This is a genomic window from Neobacillus vireti (genome assembly GCF_036962345.1).
Taxonomy (GTDB): Bacteria; Bacillota; Bacilli; order Bacillales; family Cytobacillaceae; genus Neobacillus; species Neobacillus vireti_A.
Genome location: NZ_JBALNB010000023.1, coordinates 23705 through 46142, shown reverse-complemented (window position 1 = coordinate 46142; position 22438 = coordinate 23705). Strand labels below are relative to the sequence as shown.

The following is a 22438-nucleotide window of genomic DNA, read 5'->3' as shown; positions in this document are numbered from 1 at the left end:
ATTTCAAAAAAAGAGCTTATCCTTTTTTTTACTTCAAAAGCCTATTTTAAGTAATTTGTTCGTAAAAAGAACCATTCTAAATGTTTTTTCAGTATCTCATTGCCGCCTCAACTAAACACTACTAAGTAACTCTCATGCCCGTTACTTCAAAAAGAAAAGCCACCAATTGGGCAGCTTGGTTTTCGAAACTTGCTTCCTTTAGTTGAAGAGGACTATCAACCAATAAATTGCCTTAATAATTGGTTAAACTTGTCACGTTCTTCCCAGAAAGGACCATGACCGCTGTACTGGAACGGAACAAGCTGTGAATTTTTTATGGTTTGATTTAGTTCATGAGCCTGTGCAAATGGAATAACTTTGTCATGAACACCATGGATGATTAAGGTAGGGACATGTATGTTTGGCAAATCTCCATAAAGCTTCTCGTCTCTTAGTGTAATGATGATCGCTGCCGTTGACCAACCTGCTGCTTGTAAGCCCATTTGAATAAACCACTCAGAGAATGGGCTTGTTATATATTGAAAGAAAAAGTTGTCTGTCACTTCTAGCATCATCTTAGGACGGTCATTTAACGCTTGAGTAAGAAATTTAGTCGCAGTTTCAGTAGTAAATCCTATAGGAGCTGCAACGTCAACTAGGACAAGTTTGGATACTCCATAACCATTATGTCGGGACATATATCGAATTGCGATCGCTCCACCTGTAGAATGACCTGCAAGAATAAAATTGTTTAATTGAAGTACATCCACTACTGTACGTATATCATCCGCCAATCGGTTAAAACTATATCCACTTATTGGCTTATCCGACTTTCCAAATCCTCTCCAGTCAATTCCGATACAGCGGTAACCCATGAAGGGAAGAACATCAAATTGATATTCAAACTGTTTATGGCTTAGCGGCCAGCCATGTAAAAACACGATCGTCTTACTGCCCTCGGGATTTATATCTTCCACATATAATTTTACGCCTGATTCTACATTAACATAGTACCCCACTCCGATTCCCCCTTGAAAGCTTTACCAATAAGATATTCACTTAGATAAGTCTGGGTGAATGCCTATTTTTAATTCAGCCAGGGAAACACCCTATTAAAAAACGAATCTTAAATGAATTGTCGTCACTTCAGAAATTTTTTATCAAGGATAAGGTTTACAATAGCATTTCCCTATAAAAAGAGAAAGGAGTGAAATAGATTGCTGATATCAACAAACGCAAACGTGAGGATAACAAAACTGAGGCAGCAGGAACCGGTGTAGGTGCTTTTACTGGGGATACTATGGCTTCTGCTCTTGATCCATTTGGTTAGTTGCAGCGGCAGGTGCTGTTTCAGGCAGAGCGCAAAGAAAAAATCCCATGCACTTCTTAAACTTATTGTCATTAATACTCTTACTATTCTCGGTAAAAAAGAAAAGAACTACTTCCCTGCACTTGGAAGTTGCTACTATAAATATTGGGATGAATATATTACATCATGCCGCCGTAAGATGAGAATGTGTAATATCTTTAATGATGTGTACGAAAAGCGCGGTCGGTTTATCCCTATTTTGTTAAATTCTGTTTGTAACATCTTTACGGGATATCACTGTTTTTCACTGGATTGCATTAGCAAAATGGTAGCAAAGTCAAAAAGATAATCTATTGGCGGTGTACACACACTCCACGTGTCCAGAGTTAATCGGCAATACATGGGATGCTGGTGATTCTTCTTTTCATTTTTTGTTTTTCTTAACATTAAAGCATAAAACTGTGTTACAAATAAGAAGGAAAATAAATGGATTTTATATTATAAAAGTAAGAAATAAGAACCAAATAACAGGGCAATTACAATAATAAATATACTTAGAGTAATAATGTATTTCCTTGATGCTGTATATGTTTGATTATTAATCGTATTGATTTTTATTAGATAAACAATGGTTGCCATTATGATTGTTATAATGCCTATACCAACGGAAGCAATTCCTATCATATTTGCAAGTATATCCCCAGCTGGGGAGAGGCTTTCTTTCATATTAATATGTAGATTTGTTACTAAGAATCCAACCCCAATGATGGCAATAGCAGTTCGAATCCAGGCTAAAAACGTCCTTTCATTTGCCAAATGCTGCTGAATATATTTTGAATCGAGTGTTGGTATATTTTCACCCGCTTTTTCTTTCCCCTTGCTCATTGCTTCCAACTCCTTAATCTAGGTTTTTAATTTATACCCTGAATTCCCGTATTACCTGCTTTTCAATATAACTGATACCTTAATTGTTCACGAACACTTATTATTAATAAACCTAATCATTTCCCACCCCCCTGTCCTTGGAGCAACTTCAAACCAGCAGACTGGAGACTGACTCTTTTTCTCTAAAGAGCGAATCGTCCGCTTTATCGTACTCACTGACCAAAATGGCAGCTGCCTCTGCCATTCTTCATATGTATTATAAACCTAGGCTCTTCCTGCAATTTTTTTGCTTATTGATTCCAAGCCAAAAATGGATTTGCTGCAATACCACTGCTCATTCAAACCAATCTTAGCGGGCCACACTAGCTTTAAAATGCCTAGAATTAGTAAAAACATTATCACTACTATTAGTCAATTTATTTTAATTACTGCAACTATAATTAAACTATAAAACAAAAAGTCTTAATCCCTATAGATTGGAGGAATTAAGACTTTTATTTCATTATATACATAAGCAATAGTTTCTTAGACAATTTCTGATAGCCTTTTATTCGCTTGTTCAATATATAATTCTTTGACCTTAACATGTGACGGCAGCAGCGGATGATTGCGTATGATGTTGACAGATTTTCGTACGCTCTCCGCTAAAGTATTGCCTCCATGCAGCCATACACTTACCGTGCCCTCAGGAAATTCCGGCATGCAATTTTTAAAAAGATAATCTAATGTTTGAATCTTGTCCTGTAATTCTTTGTTTTTATATATTTTGTTCAGTATATCCCTAGTATTCTTGTGATAATCATTTGTGGAGACCACAACGATTTCCTCAACATTATCCTGAAACACAGCAATAATGATGTCCCTCATTAGATCATCGAAGGGGTGTGAAATGACTGGCTGATATGTTTGTAAGATGATCATGTTTTCCGAATTAACATTGGTTTCTTCTTTAATGAATCGTTCTAACTTCTGATCCATTCCAATCACAAATAGTACTTTTTTCTTTTCATCTCTAGACATCAAATTCACCCCATATATGTTTTGATTTTTGTTCCAAATAAGTTTCCCGACTCTTCCTTATATGAAAAATACACGAGTCACAACATATCCTTTTGTTTTTAAGATAATTTGCTTTGCAGGTCACTGGAAAGCTTAAAGACCATTACTCGTTCTCCAGTTTGTGTACTAATATCGGTGTAAAAACTTACTACTTCTTCCCCTGTTATCGTTAAGATAATTTCTTTTAAATCATCCAAACCGGATTCCACTAAACTGTTGCGATGTTCTTTTACTGATAACAATCCTTCTTTATCCTGACATACTGTATATTCAGCAGCAGTTAGTATACCGCGGAGTATTACAATCACCATATCCCGTAAGATATCCGATTTAACAGCTACGGAGCCTCGTCCAAGATAATTTTTCTCCCAATGTGTTAAAGCTTTGCTTATTTCAGCTTCAAGTGTTCCTTTTGTTTTTTCCATACAGATCCCTTTTCCTTTTATCAAAGTTACATTCATTGATGGCCAAATATTGCCTATAATATTCTAAAAAACAATCTTTTCCGCCCATGTGACGACTTTCTTAGGAAAGCTTTGTCATTGTTAGAAAAGCGCCGGAAAGAAAAGCAGCCTTCACACATGGACATATATAAAAACCGGGAAAGAGGTTAAGACCAACTCTCCCAGTGTCCTTCCGGATCAATGGACGCAAGCCGAATCCATCCGTTTTTCACTTTTTGATGAAAGGCATGATCGTGGTCCAGCATCCGTTTCACATAACCCCTCGGTGCTTGGATGACCACCAGCAAACGCAGTGGCTCATGATAGGCCTCTTCGTCCGATTTCATAACAGACTGCCAGGGTAGTCCGGATAATAAGTCACTTGCATTACCCTGCATGACCCCGAGACCTGCTGTCACGGTTTGGGTTATTTTATTCCCGCTGCCATAATAATGAGGGGCTACAGTGGAGGCATAATATTGCAGGTTAATCCATTGAGCCACCGTTGCCGGCCCGGAAATAATGTTGGCGAGAATGGCACCGTTTTTATCCTTCTTCCAGTTATAATTGTTGAGGAAAACTCTTCCTCCCAGATTGCAGTCTTGGGTCAGCCTGCGTTCCCCAATGATAAACGCAGCGTTACGTGCCAAGCCCCATTCCGGTCGAACCTCACTCCAATCTTCTGAAAGACGCTGCGCCTCAGCCTTCGGATTCTTAAGAAGAGTTCCGAGATTTGGCAATTGCGGAATCCGCTCAGCATTGGCTTCCTCACTCACCGTTGGCAGCTCGGCTTGAATCCGTTTAAATGCTTCCTTAGCTTTCACTGAAAGTTCCGGAACATAAAGCCAACGTAATTCATCAAGAGTGGTAATATGCTCCGCGGCTGCAAAAATAGTATCTTTCGGAATGATAATTCCCTCTGTTTCGAGGCTCTTCCTTACATTTGGAAGATTACATAAGGCTGCCAGCACCCGTGCATTAAATCCGCTTGATGCTCCCCCGCATGCACCGCAGTCGAGTGCGGAACGATATGGATTGTTCGTGCTGTGACTTCCATGTCCGCAAATAACCACTAGTGGTGCAAATTGGTCGGTGAGTCCCATCATTTTTAGTGCTTGCCGTACATAGTGTACTTTTTCTTTCATGGAAAAGCCAATTGGCAGACCTGTTTCTGATTTTTGCATATAGTCAAGTGAGAGTTCCGTGGATGGTTTATGCAGCCATGTTTCGAGCAATTTACTTATTGTCCGGCCTGCACTCCGAGGCATAAAGCTGCGGGCCAGCGTTTGCAGGCTGAGCCAGGGACCGCTAATTTCCGGAAGCGCCATGCTGGAAACCAAATTATTTTTCATCGTTTTAAATGTATAACCGAGTGTACTGACTACCTGATGCCGTTGTTGAAAGGATTCAAAATCTGGTGATATCTCTTTTACCTTGTATTGCGGTTTAAACATCACCGGCAAAGAGTCATGCGTGTGGTTACTGCCTAGGTCGCAGGTTTCAATCGGCAATCCGAAAAAGCCTGCTGTTCCATAGGTCTCAAAATCTCCTGCCTTTTCAAGTTTGCGGCGAAAAGGCTCTGAACGCACATCAATACAAAATACAAATTGAGCGAGTGCCTGCTTTACATCTTCTGCAGCTACAGCAGACCTTTGGGATGTAATCATCGTCCTCAACTGGTCTTCATATGTTTTTTCCCATGCTTCAAGCAAAAGCCGATTGCGTAGAGTCTTATCAAAACGATACGCAAGGGCCAAACGTGCCTTTATTTCTGTAGAGGATAACTGTAACCAAGCATTGATTGGCAGGTTCCCCCATTCCGCCCAAGCTGCAATTAATGGTTCTAGATTTACTTTATCATTTCTTTTTTCAGGCAAGGGAAGACAGGGTTTAACCAAAGCCCATTCCATCGAAATTCGTACAGCTAAATAGTCCAGCAGGAGTGAAGTTTCTTCGGCTGATTGCTGTGAGCGCCAAAGCATCATCCCTCCCCAGCCTGGCAAAGCAAGGAAATGTGCTTCAAAATAGTCCTGAATTTCTGAGAAAGGAATTTCCAGCAAAAGCAAAACTTCCATTAAGGTAGCCTCTGCCTCTACCGGCAACTCACTTAGTTGTTTACGTACCTTACGGCTAAGTGCCGGGTCATGCTGGACTAGTTTCCGCCACGCATGATAGAAACCTTCTTCCCGATTAGGCATCGACCAGACAGCCTGGGATTTATCCAAATACAATTTACACCACTTGATCATATGGCGGTTTAACTCGTGTGCTGCATTCACCCTTCCCAATTGTTCCAAGCGCTGACTATAGGTTTTAACACAATTTTTTTCTGTCATTTGGGATGTAAAACGATTTAGTTTTCTTGCCATGCTTTTTAACTCAGGTGCTTCCAAAGTGCTTGAATATGGTTGATTCTGTAAAAGTGCAGTCCGGCAAAACCGCTCTGCGGCCACACGCGGCAACTCCAAAGATTGTGAGTTGAGCCAATGTTGAAATCCCTTTTCTAAAAAGTCCTGATGAATCTCTCCTCGATCTCGTGCTGACTGAAATACGGAGTCATTGGGGTAGATATCTACATCACAAGTATCTTTGAGCCAGCGTGCCATTTTTTCAAACGGTTGTCCCTCTAACCCTACCCAGGGGTTGCGTGCTGCAAATGTGTTAATAGGACCGAGCGGTACAATGACCCTGCTCGCGGATTTCACCAAGTCATTGAGATCAATATCGAGGGTTTCAGGCAGCTTTTCCCAATGTAATGTTTTTGCTAATGTTGTATTCATCGTAAATGACCTCCTTTAAAGACTGATTGTGTCAAATGCTTAGGATGACTTTCGACCGAATCATTTTGAGGCTCACCTAATCGTACAAGCCAAAGATAAATGAGAGCATAGGCAGTTGATGAACGATGACGAGCCAGCCATACAACCGCAGCACTTCCGGCCAATAAGGTAATCAGCAGCAAAATGGCCGCTGGTGCCGGTGGCTGAATTCCTTTCGGGATTGTATCTTGTAACACACCATAAAAAGCGTCATGTACCAAACTGTATACAATTGCGGCTCCTGCAAACAAAGAAAATCCTGCTATGCGCCTGATACGTCCGGATCCAAAAGCCACGAGATGGGTCCAGGAAAATGATACTGACCATCCTAAGGTAAGAGCGCTTATCAATCGATATCCCTCTCCAGGAGAAGACATCCAAAGACCAATTGCCACCAGGAGACCTAAAATCCCGCCAGTAATTGTCCATAACAATGATGTTGGCTGGTTCGTCCCAGAGGTTGGCTTCTCGTGGTCGTGAAGCACAGAGCCAGCTTGTAAGAAAAGGGTTGATTTGAATAGACCATGTAAGACAGCGTGGATAATGGCTGCCAAATATGCACCTAATGCACATTGGATTAACATGAACCCCATTTGAGCAATCGTAGACCCGACTAGCTGCCGTTTATAATCAACATGAACCAGCATAATTCCGGTCCCTATCATGACGGAAACACAGGACAATAGCAGCAAAACAATTTGGGCTATATCTCCGCTAAAAAGCGGTGAAAATCGAGTCAAGATAATTCCGCCTGCATTCACTAATCCTGCATGCATTACTGCGGAGACAGGAGTTGGAGCCACTACTGAATCTAACAGCCAGCGTTGGAAAGGCCATTGTGCTGCCGGAATCACGACGGCCAAGATTAGCAGCAGGTTAATACAAGTCCTTTCCCATGATTCAAGCTGTGCAAGACTGCTTTTGGTGAGGACGAGCGACAGCTGCCAATGCCCCGTGCTTTGGGTAATCCAGATGACAGCTCCCAACAGAATAAGCCAGCCTAGTGCAAACAGACGGCCGGATTGCTTTGCAGCGTTTCTAGCAACACTCCACTCTTTTTTTAATTTTATAAGCAAAGTCAGTCCTAGGAGTGTAACCCCCCAGCAAACCAGCAGCAGGCGAAGGTCATTACTTAGCCAGGCACCCGAATCAGCAGTAGTAGTAATCGTCAGCAGAGCAAAATATTTTCGATAAGAACGATCACCAAGTAAGTAACGAACAGAATAGCGCTGCACGATAAAACCGATGGTAAGGACAAACAAAGCCAGCAGCCATGATAAAGAATCAAGCCGCCAAGGGCCGTAATCAATAGTCTCATTGTTCGTAACAAGGGCCAGCAGGGCAACAACCGGGGGCAGCAGGGTAATACCGACGTGAAACTGAACAAAAGACAGCGGAACCCTGGGGTATAACAGGAATAACCCGCTAAGCACCGATATGGCAAGCAATGCAAAAAATATTTCTGGCAGAGAAATTAACATTTTACTTCCCCCCATCGGTGTATAGAAGAAACCATCATTCTGAGAATATGACCTTGACCGATTCCCTTCATTTCACTACATTCCTATCTGTTTAATTTTTAAAAACAAAAAAACCGACAATTTTTAAGTATAATGGTTCAAAACCATTAAACTTTGAAAATTGTCGGTTTACTTTTAACTGGCCCAATCTGGCCTTTTATTAGTCTACCTAATTATTTAATATTTTCTTTCTTCCAATATGGAAGTATATTTAGAGTTTACCCTCATTTTATAGATTTACCTTTTCATAGTGTCAATTTTGATGTTATTAACCTTATGCTAAAGTAATCTATTTATATTGAGATATAATTAGCAATTAATTTATGGTAGTAATGTTACTATTTATCAAACATTCTGTCAAGTTAAAGTTTTGTCCTTGTGAATTTCAAGGAACAGAACCTCACAGGTTATAGTCATTAAGCAATTTGCTCGGTTTGTTGCTCCGATATAAGCTTATTGTATATCTGTAAATCTTTTGAAAATAAATTCAAATAAGTTGCCATTCCCTGATTCTTTACTTTTTCAAAGCTTTCCCAGTCAACAATACCGTATTCCATATTCAACTTTTCAGCATTTGCCCAAGCCGTTTCTTCAAACGCGATATTCATCTCATGCTCTTCGATTATCATTTTAAGAAGATCGTAATCACTGTATTGTTCGGATATTGTATGGTTTTTTTTCATCTCGTAAAATTCAAGCGTTTTTGTCAGTGAATCCATTAAAGCTTTCCGGTCCAACGCATGCCCTAACTCATGTAGGGTGAAAGCTTTAATATACGATTTAAGTGAAACTTGAGCCTGCATTTCCTTTATTGCTTCTTCTATACGTTTAACATCATATCCTATATGGTCAAGGATAAAATTATAGCTCATATTCACCCCAGTATGCTCTTGCTTCAGTTCAATTTCTATTCCAACTGCTCTTATAGTTGACTGTATTAATTGCTCAATCCAGTTTTCCCCTTTTTTATAGTTCAATTTTTCCCCTTGCTTTCTCATTTAATTTTTCTATTGAGATTTTACGCTAATTGATTAGTGTGGAAGACTTCTATTCACAAATTTTATGAAATGAAGTTTTCTATAACTATATGAATATATATCAAAAAAAATTCCGTAGCAACAAGTAGGCGTTCTCTGAATAAAAGCCGGGTTCCGTTTTGGAAAAATCCGCTTAAAAAATAGCCTGAATAGACTTAGGGATTTCGCCTATTGGCTCGAGAAATTCAAAAATGGGAGACTTTGCTTTGCATAATAAGAAATCCTCCCCTTATATACCCCGAAATGAGCTCCATTCTAAATCTAACCGGAGAATCTCCGGTTATTCAACAATGCCAATACAACTGTCATTTCGGCACGTATTTTAGGAAAAAGCACTTCAAAATGGGATCATTTGGAATAAAAAAAAGAACGCCTTCTATGTAATTAGCTTATTGATTTGATTCAACGCAAAAAGGGCGTCCCATAATGTATGGGGCACCCTTTTTGGAAAATATGTCGGATTAACTTTGATGAGAGTTGCTCACGTATTTAATTATTGTCACGTTGTTTGGCGCGGGCTTCGCCGCCTTTTCGTCCAATTTCCTCATAAAACTCTCTGTCGTGGTTTTCTGAAGTGGCTTCGCCGCCTTTTCTACCGATTTCTTCATAAAAATCTCTGTCATGATTTGCAGCGGTAGCTTCTCCACCTTTTCGCCCGATTCTTTCATAAAACTCCCTATCATGGTTTGAGGAGGTGGCTTCTCCACCTTTTCGTCCCGCTTCTTCGACAGTCATGTTACCATTATTGTCTTCACTGCGATTGTTCTTGGTATTCTTAGCCATAGAAAAATTCCTCCTTAATTTTACTAGAATTCAGTTGCACTCTTTATATTCCCGCCCCCTATTAAATTAAACATCATTTTTTTCATTTGCTATTAGAACAATCAAGTAAATACCCTATAGGTCCAAGTAATTTAACCCCCTGCCCCTACTAGTTTTTTCTACCAAATTGGGTAAATATTCAAATACTTTAGATTAACGAACTGGGGGAAAAGAACATGCAAAGAAACAACACAAAAAACCACTCCCTAAATTTTATAGGAAGTGTTTTTTGTTATAGATATAAATTATTTACATGACTATTTCTCAGATAGTGGAAAATGCACTTATCCATTTCTCAAAAAAGAGTGGGCTAGATTACACTACTTATAAGTCAACGTTTTATTCCCTTAACGTTGTAAACTGTCAATTCCTGACCTATTCTTTTTCATGAATCTCTGTTTCAATCGCTTCAACATGCTCTTCATTAAGCTTTTGTTTTGGTTGAGGATGAAACCACTGGATTTCTCCTTCGTGAACAAACCCTTTGAACTCGTGTCCTTGCACTTTAAGAGTGACTTGGCGGCGCTCATGTAGTCGGTCTTCAAACGCTTGCGTCATTTCAATGTCATCAATCCCACCTGGAACCCCATGCTCTCCCAACAATTCACGGATTTTGTTTTCAATTTTCGCTTCTTTTTCCTCACCTAGTATTTGTTTTGGATAGGGATGCATCCACGTAATTTCACCCTCTTGAAAATGACCTTTAAACTCATTGTCATCAACCTTAAAAGAGAATTCGTGTCTTTGGTGTTCTGGGTGGCCACTAAGTATTTGTTCAACTTCAAAATTCCTAACTTCCGTCATCTGCTTTCCTCCTTAGTACTCTACATATTAAGAGGATGTCCAAAATCTCAGAAAAAATGACTAACCAACTCTCCATTTGATTAAATTTAAATGAATCCTTTGAATAAAAAAACACTATCAATTATTCTTTACTGTTATAAACTCTTTCATAACCGTTATATATACCTTTTAAAAATAGGTCAATTCCTAAATCATATAGTTGATTGAATGTTACATTATAACCCATTGCTAAAACTATCTATCAAGGGAAACATTCACTAATAGAATTTACTTTTAATTCACTCATTTATCACCATTAAAATTTAACAGGACCTATATATTAAAGACAGGTTTATAGGTTAGCTCAATTTTAATTAAGTATGTTTCTTCATTAGACTTTTCATCCTCTAAAACTATCGTCCAGTTTTTTGAGATGATTCCACGCAGCGATTTAAGGTTGTCTGATGTAATCTTAACTTGATCAAGGAATTCACCAGTATCAACAAAATCTACGCCCTCTTTCATTCCAAACTTTATGGATAAAAGGGTTTTAAGAGCACCTTTTGTCAAGAATGTAATTTCATATCCTTCTTTAAGGACCTTGTGAAATTTCGCTTTATCCATGTGGTAATAATCGACCAGCGTTTTCCATGTTGGAATTCCATCACCACAACTGCCAAGTATTTTTTCATCTCCCTCATTCAAGAGTGCGACTATTGTTGTACTGTCATAACCTTTAGCCTTTATCATTTCAAGCATAAGGGCATAATTTAAAGCTAACTTAACCTTTTCCACAATACCTTCCTTCCCTTCATTAAAATAAATGACAGACCACATAATGTCATCATCCACTTGTTTTAAGTGTTGATCAGCTTCTGCGCAGATTGGTTTAGCAAATTTATACTCTTAAATTTGTATCGTCCTGTACCAACTGGGTGAGCATTTTGTGGGCTGTTAGCAATAATTGGTACCACCTTCATAAATATGTTTTGGCACAATGAAAATGTTTCCTAAGCCTCGAACGCGCCCATACATATTTTACGCAAAGTGAATTTACCTGTATAGTCATCTACCTTTTCAACCTTAACTGGTTGATTATTAAATAGAGTAGTGTTTTGTCCCAGCCTCATTAGTTTTTTGCAGGATTCGTTTGGTATCAAACTGGGTAAGTATTGATATACCTATTGATTAATAAACGAGGAGGATTGGAACATGGAAAGAAACAACACAATCATGCAATTTTTCGAGTGGCATCTAGAGCCAGATGGAAGCCACTGGAGGCGTTTGAAGGAGATGGCGCCAGAATTAAAAGAAAAAGGAATTACCTCCATCTGGATACCACCAGTAACAAAAGCGACCTCACCTGATGATAATGGCTACGCCTCATATGATTTATACGACCTGGGTCAGTTTAGTCAAAAAGGTTCCATTCGGACAAAATATGGGACGAAACAAGAACTGATAGAAGCAATAATTGACTGTCAAAATGTCGGGATTAAAGTGTATGTAGATGTTGTTATGAACCATAAAGCAGGTGCTGACGAGACGGAAATGATTAAAGTTATTGAAGTGGACCAAGAGGACCGGACCGCAGAAATTTCGGAACCCTTTGAAATTGAAGCTTGGACAAAATTTACATTTCCAGGACGTGAAGGAAAATATTCTCCTTTTGAATGGAGGTATGAGCATTTTACCGGTACGGATTATGATGAAAAGACAGGGAAATCAGGAATATTTAAAATTCTTGCCGATGACAAGGATTGGAGTAAACATGTAGATGATGAAAACGGAAATTATGACTATCTAATGCTTGCAGATATTGACTATGAACATCCTGAAGTAAAACAAGAAATGATAGAATGGGGAAAATGGCTTGCGGATACCCTTAACTGCGATGGATACAGGCTTGATGCAATCAAGCACATTAATCACTATTTCATTAGCGAGTTTGTAGAGGAGATGCGTAAACATCGAGGCGATGATTTTTATTTTGTCGGAGAAGTCTGGAAACCTCAGCTTCATGCATGTCAAAAATACCTTGACCATGTCGATTATCGAATAGATTTGTTCGATGTCCCTTTGCATTATAAGCTACATAAAGCCTCCATCGAAGGCAGTGATTTTGATCTAACCAGTATTTTCGAGGATACCCTTGTAGCTTCCCACCCTAAAAATGCTGTTACATTCGTTGATAATCATGACACTCAGCCCCAAGAATCCCTTGAATCGTGGGTTCAGGACTGGTTTAAGCCAAGTGCGTATGCCCTGATTCTCCTAAGAAAAGATGGAAATCCATGTCTCTTCTATGGTGATTACTACGGAATCGGAGGTCCAGAACCGGCAGAAGGAAAAAAGGCAATCCTGGACCGCCTCCTCTTTGCCAGATACGATAAAGCATACGGGGAACAGCATGATTACTTCGACCATCCAAATACCATTGGCTGGGTTCGGCTGGGTGTGAAAGAACTTACGAACTCTGGTTGTGCAGTCGTCATCTCCAATGGAGAGGATGGCGAGAAAAGGATGTACGTTGGAGAAAGGAAAGTTGGAGAAACATGGGTAGACCTAACAAACTCGAGGCATGACCAAATTACCATCGAAGAAGATGGATATGCCACTTTCCCAGTTAACGGCGGCAGCGTATCCGTTTGGGCTTACCATCCAAGCGAGTAATGCAAACTATAAATGGGGAATTCAAGCAATCCTAAATGCAAAAACAAAATGTCCGCTGTACGTGGACATTTTGTGTGTTTTGTCTTTTTGTGGTGACAGGCACCTATAAAAGCGATTCCGCCCCATCAATGTAGATTTCACTTCCGGTGATGTGGTTTGATAGGTTGGTAGCGAGGAATAGTACTAGGTCGGCGACTTGTTCTGGTTTTCCGGATTTGTGCTCTAATGGTTGGTTCCCTTCCGGGTATTCAATGGGGATTTCGACCTTTTTTAATTTTTCGGACTCTTTCCATGTGTTTTTATTGATATTTGTTTCAATAGCTCCTGGGCAGATTATGTTGACTCTAATACCATAGTTGGCAAGCTCAAGAGCTGCCATTTTTCCAAAGCCCATCTGACCAATTTTTGATGTACTATATGCGGACATGCCAATATTTTTATAGATTCTGTTCCCATTAATGGAACTAGTAATAATGATACTTCCCCCATTTGTCTTTAAATGCGGGATTGCATATTTTACCGTTAAAAAGGTACTCGTTAAATTATTGGAGATGGTTAAGTCCCATTCTTCCGGCTCCAAGTCTTCTATAGGCGCCACTTCCCCATTAATCCCCGCGTTAGCAAAGACAACATCGAGTCTTCCCCACTGATCAATGATTCTTTTGTAGAAGTTCTCTACTTCCTTCGGGTGAGAAACATTGGCTTCCAAGACAAGCGCTTCACTTCCCATATCTTCAATTTGTTTTTTGACCTCTTCCACGTTTTCTTTATGCAAATCTACTAACGCAATTTTTCCTCCATTCTGAGCAAGCTTCAAAGCAGAAGCCCTTCCTATCCCTGAGCCAGCCCCTGTAACAACAGCAACCTGATTTTGAAGTAGATTTTTCACGTTAAAAAACCTCCTTAATGGTGATGTATATTACTATATCCACCATGGAGATTTTGAAACATAAGGATTATATTACTAGGTTTCACTTTCCTTTAAAAAGGGTACCGAATGGAGAGTGTAATTCCTTTACATGCTCTTTTTTTAATTTTGTGGTTACATATTTTCGTGAGGAGGATTTCTATGGATAATAAGAAGGCTGTTCAATTAAGTAGCTTTACCATTAACAATGAAAAAACTGCTCCTTTAACTACTAACCAAGGGCTAAAAGTATCTGAAGATGAGTTTTCATTAAAGGCTGGGTTAAGAGGGCCTACATTGATGGAGGATTTTCATTTTCGAGAAAAGATGACACATTTTGACCATGAACGAATCCCTGAACGGGTTGTTCATGCCCGTGGTGCAGGGGCACATGGAGACTTTCAGCTTTATGAATCTCTAGTTGAATATACAAAAGCTGATTTTCTTACTGACACATCCAAAACTACACCGGTTTTTGTCCGCTTCTCAACGGTACAGGGCTCGAGAGGGTCTAGCGATACGGTTCGTGACGTTCGAGGGTTTGCGACCAAATTTTATACGGATGAAGGTAACTTTGATTTAGTCGGTAATAATATGCCCGTTTTCTTTATTCAAGACGCGATTAAGTTCCCTGACTTTGTACATGCTCTTAAACCCGAACCACATACGGAAATTCCACAAGGGGCTAGCGCTCACGATACGTTTTGGGACTTCATTGGCCAAAATCATGAATCGGCCCATATGGTCATGTGGGCCATGAGTGACCGTGCCATTCCGCGCAGCCTACGTATGATGGAAGGCTTTGGTGTGCACACCTTCAGACTGATTAATGCGGATGGCGAAGCACATTTTGTCAAATTCCACTGGAAGCCTCTTCTTGGTGTACACTCACTAGTCTGGGATGAAGCACAGAGAATTGCAGGTAAAAACCCTGACTTCCATCGCCAAGACTTGTATGAAGCGATTGAGAAAGGGGATTTTCCGGAATGGGAGTTAGGCTTGCAAATTATACCTGAAAAAGATGAGTTCAACTTTGATTTTGACATTTTAGATCCGACAAAATTATGGCCAGAAGAAGAAGTCCCCATAAAGATTGTGGGTAAAATGACCTTGAATCGTAATGTTCAAAACTTTTTTGCCGAAACAGAACAAGTCGCTTTTCATCCTGGTCATGTCGTACCAGGGATTGATTTTTCAAACGATCCTCTCTTACAAGGACGTTTATTTTCCTATACAGATACACAGCTATCCCGCCTGGGAGGTCCGAATTTCCACCAGATTCCAATTAATCAGCCTGTCTGTCCATTTCATAATAATCAGCGGGATGGAATGCATCAGATGGTGATCCATAAAGGACAAACAAGCTATCATCGGAACGGTTTAAATGCCAATCAGCCAGAACCGGCACCGGTTGAACTAGGGGGCTATGAATCTTATCAGGAAAAAATCGATGGTCGTAAAATTAGAGGTCGAAGTGACAGTTTTCTAGATTTCTACTCTCAAGCGAAGTTATTCTACAACAGTTTAGCTCCATTTGAACAAAAGCACTTAAAGGATGCATTAAGCTTTGAGCTAGGGAAATGTAAATCGGAAATGGTTAAAAATAACGCGGTTGCGCTATTAAATCATATTGACCGGCAAGTGGCGGAAGAAGTCGCAGGCAATATTGGAGCAGAACTTCCTCAGGAAAATCTTGAATTAAAATCGGATAAAAAGTCTCCTGCCCTTAGTATGGCAAACACAGTGAAGCAACCGGCTACTAAATGTGCCGCCATTTTGTTAGATGGTGAGCCCGATGATGAAAAATTAACCGATTGGATTCGAACGCTGGCGCAATATAATATCAATTATAGTATTGTGGCAAAAAAGATGTATACGATTAGTCCTGTTCTAAAAGTAACAGATACGTTTGATACGGCAGATTCAAGTCTTTTTGATGCAGCAATATTGATTAGTACGAGTTCCGAAGCTGATCCGTCTGTATTAGATTTTATTGAAACTACCTATAAACACTTCAAACCTTTGGCAATGGCCGTTGAAGATTACACAGCCCTAGAAAGATGCCGTGTGGTGTTAGATGCACCTGGTGTTTATGATTTAACCAAGGCTGATATTCCTAAATTCATAGAAGGAGTAGCACAGGGCCGTTTCTGGGAACGCACATTATAAGCATAAAATCCTGAACATTAAAATTTGCCAGGGCTTTGTGCTAATTTCAACAACATGAAAAGACTACTTCCTTGTTTTTAGGAGTAGTCTTTTCTTTAGAAAAAAGTTATTGGCTTGTCGGCAACCAACTGCTTCAGTTGTTAAGAACATACCCACTACAGATGCAGCATTTTGAAGTGCTGAACGAGTAACTTTAGTTGGACCCACGATACTAGCCTCGATCATGTTTACCCACTCACCGCTAGCGGCAGTTTCTCCTGCACTTTTCCCATGTTGTTTCGGGATACCTATCGATACCAGCAAAAAGCTTTCCACCACTAATTACTAGACCCTTCTCCTGGCTCATATCGGTTTGTCCTCAAGACCCTTGATTAGGGATCAATCCTTCTCCCGGCTCATACCGATTTGTCCTCAAGACCCTTGATTAGGGACTAATCCTTCTCCCCGCTCATATCGGTTTGTCCTCAAGACCCTTAATTAAGGACTAATCCTTCTCCCCACTCATATCGGTTTGTCCTCAAGACCCTTGATTAGGGACTAATCCTTCTCCCGGCTCATATCGATTTGTCCTCAAGACCCTTGATTAGGGACTAATCCTTCTCCCGGCTCATACCGATTTGTCCTCAAGACCCCGGATTGAGGACTAATCCTTCTCCCAGCTCATATCGATTTGTCCTCAAGACCCTTGATTAGGGACTAATCCTTCTCCCAGCTCATATCGATTTGTCCTCAAGACCCTTGATTAGGGACTAATCCTTCTCCCGGCTCATACCGATTTGTCCTCAAGACCCTTGATTAGGGACTAATCCTTCTCCCCGCTCATATCGGTTTGTCCTCAAGACCCTTAATTAAGGAATAAACTTCATCTCGACAAATTTTTTTATACTAAGGAGGATTAAACCTAGTTTTGACAGCATTTCAAGCTTTTTTAATCAATCGTTTAATTAAAACTGATTTAGCTAATTAAGCGTTTGATTGAATAGTGGACAAACCCTTTAAACAAACATGTATTTGGCTGTTTTCAAATGAATTAATTGTCGTATAAAAGTTGTGTTGTTAAGAATTAACTTAAAAACCGACGATAGAAACTAACGAAATATATAATCTAACAATAAGAAACAAATTTTATACTAACTAATCGATTGATTGAAAGTGTAGTAATCCCTTTTAAACTAAGCTTTTTCCCTTTTCCAAGAAAATAAATTGTCGAGGAAAACACCTGTTTTTCTAAAATAGGTGGAACAAATCCTCTTTTTCATATAAGTTAAAATCCTCCTCAGATATTTTTTTACTTAGGCTTCCTGTACCCAACGCTCGGATTATTCGCCTTGTGTCTTCCATCTTTTCCGTTTTGTTAAAGACATCTGACGAGACCCACCCCAATATTGCTAGACGGTCTATAATTCCTTCTTCTGCAACAACCACAGTCGGTTCTGTTTTGACCAGACAGAGAAAATTTGTTTCCAATGGTGTTAAACCGGGTATGTATATTTTGTACGCTTTTATCAGCAAACAAAAGGGAAAAGGAGGCTATAACTATGAGTAAAATAGTTTTAGGAGTTTATGATTCCAGCGATGAAGTAATTAAGGCCATTGAGGTATTCCAAAACAGAGGATATTCCGTAAAAGACTTTTCTATTATTGCTAAGACAGTAGATGTCCCTTCTACCATCGAAGAGGAAACAGGGGTAACTTCTCAGGAGATAACCACAAGGGATAATTCACCATCAGAAGACCACCTAGGGTTCTTAACAAGCCTGTTTACCCCATTTGTGAATATTACTGCCCAAAATGACGGCAGAAATACCTATTATGATCATTTGATTGCTCAAGGTATTAATCAAGCAGATGCGCTTAAATATGAAGAAGATATCAATTCCGGAATGATTCTGCTTCTCGCAGAAAAAGGAGTAGCGACTGATAGTGCTGCCAACGGTATCTCTACAGAAGACTTTGCTCGTGATAAAACTGGTCTTGAAGATACTTTCGAAACAGATAAGGAGCAATCACTAGAGCTGCGCGAAGAGCAGTTGGATGTGAATAAACAGCGTGTTCAGACAGGTGAGGTAGAGGTGAAAAAAGATGTGGTTGAAGAACAGAAAACAGTAAATGTCCCAGTAACGCATGAAGAGGTCTATGTAGAGAGACGGTCAGTCGACAATACTGATGCAGACACAACCACACCAATAGGCGATGCTGAAACCATCCGCGTACCAATTGTCGAGGAGAAAGTAGAAGTGACGAAGAAACCAGTCGTTGCTGAAGAATTGGTGATTGGCAAGAAACAAGTTACGGAAACCCAACAGGTAACAGAAAATATTAAGCGTGAGGAAGCAGAGGTGACCAAAGAGGGCGAAGCTTCGGTCAATGAAACTACTACTGGCAGCAATAGTTTGAATACTGATAGATTTTAATGGATGGTCTCTAAGGAGTATATCTATTAGGGTCAGTCCCCCGCTACATTGCATTTTAGCAGACTGGGGGACTGACCCTTTTTCCAGAAAGAAAAGACCTCCCAACAGTTTAGTATACTGATGAAAGGCCTTCTCCAATAACTTTCTTTTTCTATTATAGATTTACGCGGACAAATTCTCTGACAACTTTGTCAGTTTATCATTTAAAACTTTGATCTAACAGGGTTTTATTCCCTAATATAATTTCTATTATACTTTCGTTCACTTTGTGAATCATCCTTAGTCTTAAATTTTTTCCTTTCATCTTCCATCTCGATTTTCAAATCTTCTAACGGTATTTCATCAACAAATTCCTGACCTTCTAACTTTTCAGCAGCATTTTGTTTTTTCTCTTTTGGTGATTTATTATCTTTACTACTCATACTTTTCACCTCAGATATATCGTTTTGTATTATATAACCTTAAATAATAAGTATTAAACCTTTACTCGTGACCAAACTCCTGTTTTTTTGTAATCCAATTAATCCAGAGAAAACCTTTATGGAAGGTTAGGCATGAGAGAATTTTAAGAGCAACAACATTGATATGATAGATCGTTTGATAAAAGTTAGCATACTTTCATTTCTATATTACTAGAAAAGAGGGTTAAATTTTAACATGGCGGGTAAATATTAGTATCTTGTTTTCTAGCAACTGATTTAAACAGTGAGGAGTGGAATAAATTGAATATCTTATTGACATCAACTGCAAGACGAATAGACTTTGTAGGATTTTTTCAGGATGCTTTAAAAAATGCTGGCATCGATGGGAAAGTAATTGCTACTGATCCTGAATATAATGCCCCATCGCTCCAAGCAGGGGACGAAAACTATGTCATTCCAGAGCAAACGGATTCAGATTATATGGAAAAAATAATGGAGATTTGTAAGAAACATCATGTGGACTGTCTTGTCCCATTGAATGATTGGGAAGTGCCCCAAATATCTGCACACAAAAAGGAACTGGAGAAATTAGGTGTATCCGTATTTGCGCCGGATTCAGATATTGTCAAAAAGGTACGGGACAAGGGAAAGTACCAGGAGCTGCTTGATCCGTTGGGCGTTAAGAGTCCACTTTCCTACTTGAATGTTGAAGATGCGAAGAAGGCATTGGAAAAACAAGAAGTATCCTTTCCGTTAATTGTGAAGCCCCGTAACGGTTCAGCCTCAATCGGTGTTGAAATTATCGATAATTTAGAGGATATGGATTTTGCCTATCAGCAGGTCGTTCGACAGATTAAAGAAAGTCCATTGGATGGCGCCACATCCAGAGACCCGGAGGACAATGTCATTATTCAGGAAGTGATTGAAGGTGATAAATTTAGTTTGGATATGTTTAATGATTTAAATGGCCGCTTTCTTACTTCATTCGCTCGGAAGCAATTAGGTATGAGGGGCGGAGATATCGATCGGTGCATTACGGTAAATATCCCGGAATTAACAGAAATCGCACAGCGTTTAGGTCAAAGCTTTGGCCATGCAGGCTATATGAACACAGATGTCTATTTCAATGGTACTGATTATTACATTATTGACATCAACCCCCGCTTTGGCGGCGGTTATGCTTTTACCCATTCAGCAGGAGCGGATATTCCATCGGCAATCATTGCTCTAACCGCTGGTAAACAGTTACAAGAGGATTGGCTGCGTCAAAAACCTGATATCGAGCTAGCCCGACATGACACTGTTGTTTCAATAAATAAACAAAAGGTAATGTAAGTACTTCAAGAGGAACAATGAATGGAAAACGTTGGATCAAACTTTTAAAAATTGAGGAGGGATAAAATGAGCGATCCAATCCCCCTATTAGAAGAATTAATAAAAATAGATAGTTCTACAAAAGCAGGTGCGAATCAAGCGATTGCCTATTGTGAACAATGGTTAACAGATCAAGGTATCCCTGTAAAAAAACTAGAGAATAATGGGTTCCACATGCTCGTTTGTGAAATAGGCCAAGGTGATCATACGGTTGTATTAAACGGACATATCGATGTCATTGGAGCGGAGGAAAGACAGTTCCAACCCTATATCAAAGATGGAAAAATGTATGGCCGCGGTGCAGTGGATATGAAAGCAGGAGTGGCTGCTTTCATGGTAGCAGCAGCATATTTGAAAGACAGGGACTTAACTTCCAGGGTCATGCTTCAAATCGTTCCAGATGAGGAGACCGGCGGCATCAACGGGACCAAATATTTAACAGAAAATGGCTATTTGGGAGATTTTATTATTTGCGGTGAACCAACAAATATGGGGATTGCCATCCAATCTAAAGGCGTGCTTCAGCTCGATATTACCATCCAGGGGAAATCAGCCCATGGGAGTCGTCCATGGGAAGGCACGAATGCAATAACCAAAGCTATTAATCTCTTTGAAGAAATTTTAGAGCTTCCTTTTGCACAAGAAAGCTCCCCTATGTTTACTAAGCCATCTATCAATCTCGCGAAGATCCAAGGAGGAACCGTCTATAATAAGGTACCGGATCTATGCGAAATGTTCCTGGATATCAGATATCTGCCAGACCAGTCTCCGGAGGATATTGTTCATCAGATTCAGGCAATAACAGACAGTACAGTAACAATCCATAATTGTAATAATCCGGTCAAAACAAAAGCAGATAATCCTTATGTAGAAGCATTGGGCGAATCAATCAAACGAATCACCCAGCTCGAAAAAGTAACCATATTCGGTCAGCATGGTTCCAACGATGGACAGTTTTTCAACGAGTACGGAGGTTCAGCCGTAGAATTTGGCCCCGTTGGCAGCGACTGGCATGGGGAGAACGAAATGGTTTTTATCGATTCTGTGAGAGAATATCAGGATGTGCTGGTGGATTTTATTTTGACCTTGGATGATTATCAAAAAACTCATTGATGATTATTTGATTAGGAACTACCTGGTTACCCGATATATATATAAAATTAGAGAATCGTATGAGACGCTTATTGAAAATAGCTGAGCTAAATCCTGAACTAACAAAAGATGAATAAAGAGGCTTCCCATAAGTTCAAGAACTCATGGAAGCCTCTAATTAATACCCTTATTCAAGAAAAGGTTAGCCTTTTGTTACCCTTCCACCATTTTTACTAGAACCTTTTCTCGACAATTTCCTTAAAACTAATGAGGTTTAAACCCCGTTTTGACAGCATTTTAAAGCTTTCTAATCAATCGTTTAGTTAAAACTGATTCAACTAATTAATCGTTTGGTTAACTAGCGGGGAAACCTTTTTATCAAAAGGACTTTGGACTGTTTTCATGTGAATAAATTGTCGTAAAAAAGTTGTTGTTGTTAGGATTTATCTTTAAAACTGACAATAGAAACTAGATAAATGCACAATCTTACAAATACAGACACGTTGTAATACTAATTAATCGTTTGGTTAAAAGTGCAGTAAACCCTTTCAAACCGTGTTTTTGCCTGTTTCCCGGAAAAATTTATAGTCGAGAAAAACTCTTGTATTTCTACTATAGAAAAAAGAATGTGGAACAAGTAGACAAATTACCCCCTACCAATCTTCCCCTGCAGTTATATCAAGTTCAAACCCACTAGGGATATAACACCCACTCGGTGAATTCTGAACCAA

At 39.6% G+C, this 22438-nt stretch carries 17 protein-coding genes and 1 pseudogene; 5 read left to right on the top strand and 13 right to left on the bottom strand.

Annotated elements, in window-relative coordinates; all coding sequences use genetic code 11:
* Positions 1-215 precede the first annotated feature (215 nt).
* The 10 genes and pseudogenes from V7108_RS24470 to V7108_RS24425 all read right to left on the bottom strand — a co-directional run bounded on the left by V7108_RS24470 (position 216) and on the right by V7108_RS24425 (position 11451).
* Positions 216-998 (bottom strand): alpha/beta fold hydrolase, encoded by a 783-nt coding sequence (locus tag V7108_RS24470; protein WP_335569660.1) that lies wholly within the window; start codon positions 996-998, stop codon positions 216-218.
* A gap of 788 nt (positions 999-1786) precedes the next feature.
* Complete coding sequence (locus tag V7108_RS24465; protein WP_335518422.1) at positions 1787-2173, bottom strand: YidH family protein; 387 nt, start codon at positions 2171-2173, stop codon at positions 1787-1789.
* Positions 2174-2698: 525 nt separating this feature from the next.
* Positions 2699-3193 (bottom strand): carbonic anhydrase, encoded by a 495-nt coding sequence (locus tag V7108_RS24460; protein ID WP_335518425.1) that lies wholly within the window; start codon positions 3191-3193, stop codon positions 2699-2701.
* Positions 3194-3291: 98 nt separating this feature from the next.
* Positions 3292-3657: a DUF2294 domain-containing protein gene (locus V7108_RS24455; protein WP_335518428.1), complete on the bottom strand. Its 366-nt coding sequence runs from the start codon at positions 3655-3657 to the stop codon at positions 3292-3294.
* Positions 3658-3842: 185 nt separating this feature from the next.
* Positions 3843-6455: a DUF2309 domain-containing protein gene (locus V7108_RS24450; protein ID WP_335569659.1), complete on the bottom strand. Its 2613-nt coding sequence runs from the start codon at positions 6453-6455 to the stop codon at positions 3843-3845.
* A complete protein-coding gene (locus V7108_RS24445) occupies positions 6452-7990 on the bottom strand; it encodes an NADH dehydrogenase subunit 5 (protein WP_335569658.1) in 1539 nt (512 codons plus the stop codon). Before V7108_RS24445 ends, V7108_RS24450 begins: the two co-directional genes overlap by 4 nt.
* Positions 7991-8430: 440 nt before the next feature.
* Positions 8431-8991, bottom strand: a complete 561-nt coding sequence (locus V7108_RS24440; protein WP_335569657.1) for an integrase — start codon at positions 8989-8991, stop codon at positions 8431-8433.
* A gap of 552 nt (positions 8992-9543) precedes the next feature.
* Positions 9544-9834: pseudogene (locus V7108_RS24435) on the bottom strand (KGG domain-containing protein); the annotation flags it as partial.
* 414 nt (positions 9835-10248) lie between these two features.
* Positions 10249-10677 carry a hypothetical protein gene (locus V7108_RS24430; protein WP_335519445.1) on the bottom strand — a complete coding sequence of 143 codons (429 nt, stop codon included), beginning with the start codon at positions 10675-10677 and terminating at the stop codon, positions 10249-10251.
* 312 nt (positions 10678-10989) lie between these two features.
* A complete protein-coding gene (locus tag V7108_RS24425) occupies positions 10990-11451 on the bottom strand; it encodes a hypothetical protein (protein ID WP_335519442.1) in 462 nt (153 codons plus the stop codon).
* Positions 11452-11868: 417 nt separating this feature from the next.
* Between V7108_RS24425 and V7108_RS24420 the strand changes: the two genes are divergently transcribed.
* Positions 11869-13329: an alpha-amylase gene (locus tag V7108_RS24420; protein WP_335519440.1), complete on the top strand. Its 1461-nt coding sequence runs from the start codon at positions 11869-11871 to the stop codon at positions 13327-13329.
* A gap of 103 nt (positions 13330-13432) precedes the next feature.
* Here V7108_RS24420 and V7108_RS24415 read toward each other — a convergent pair whose 3' ends face one another.
* Positions 13433-14218, bottom strand: coding sequence for an SDR family oxidoreductase (locus V7108_RS24415; protein ID WP_335519437.1), 786 nt, complete (start codon positions 14216-14218; stop codon positions 13433-13435).
* Between the two features lie 180 nt (positions 14219-14398).
* On the opposite strand from V7108_RS24415, the gene V7108_RS24410 reads away from it, so the two are divergent.
* Positions 14399-16405, top strand: coding sequence for a catalase (locus V7108_RS24410; RefSeq protein WP_335569656.1), 2007 nt, complete (start codon positions 14399-14401; stop codon positions 16403-16405).
* 63 nt (positions 16406-16468) lie between these two features.
* On the opposite strand, the gene V7108_RS24405 is transcribed toward V7108_RS24410, so the two are convergent.
* The gene (locus tag V7108_RS24405) at positions 16469-16708 is read right to left on the bottom strand and encodes a hypothetical protein (protein ID WP_335569700.1); all 240 of its coding nucleotides are present in this window, start codon (positions 16706-16708) and stop codon (positions 16469-16471) included.
* A 1235-nt stretch (positions 16709-17943) separates the two neighbouring features.
* Between V7108_RS24405 and V7108_RS24400 the strand changes: the two genes are divergently transcribed.
* Positions 17944-18819, top strand: coding sequence for a YsnF/AvaK domain-containing protein (locus tag V7108_RS24400; protein ID WP_335519431.1), 876 nt, complete (start codon positions 17944-17946; stop codon positions 18817-18819).
* Positions 18820-19046: 227 nt separating this feature from the next.
* Here the strand turns inward: V7108_RS24400 and V7108_RS24395 are convergent, their stop codons facing one another.
* Positions 19047-19241 (bottom strand): hypothetical protein, encoded by a 195-nt coding sequence (locus V7108_RS24395; protein ID WP_335569655.1) that lies wholly within the window; start codon positions 19239-19241, stop codon positions 19047-19049.
* A gap of 300 nt (positions 19242-19541) precedes the next feature.
* Here V7108_RS24395 and V7108_RS24390 point away from each other — a divergent pair, with 300 nt between their 5' ends.
* Positions 19542-20576, top strand: coding sequence for an ATP-grasp domain-containing protein (locus V7108_RS24390; protein ID WP_335569654.1), 1035 nt, complete (start codon positions 19542-19544; stop codon positions 20574-20576).
* A 66-nt stretch (positions 20577-20642) separates the two neighbouring features.
* Positions 20643-21728: a M20 family metallopeptidase gene (locus tag V7108_RS24385; protein WP_335569653.1), complete on the top strand. Its 1086-nt coding sequence runs from the start codon at positions 20643-20645 to the stop codon at positions 21726-21728.
* The last annotated feature ends 710 nt before the right edge of the window (positions 21729-22438 follow it).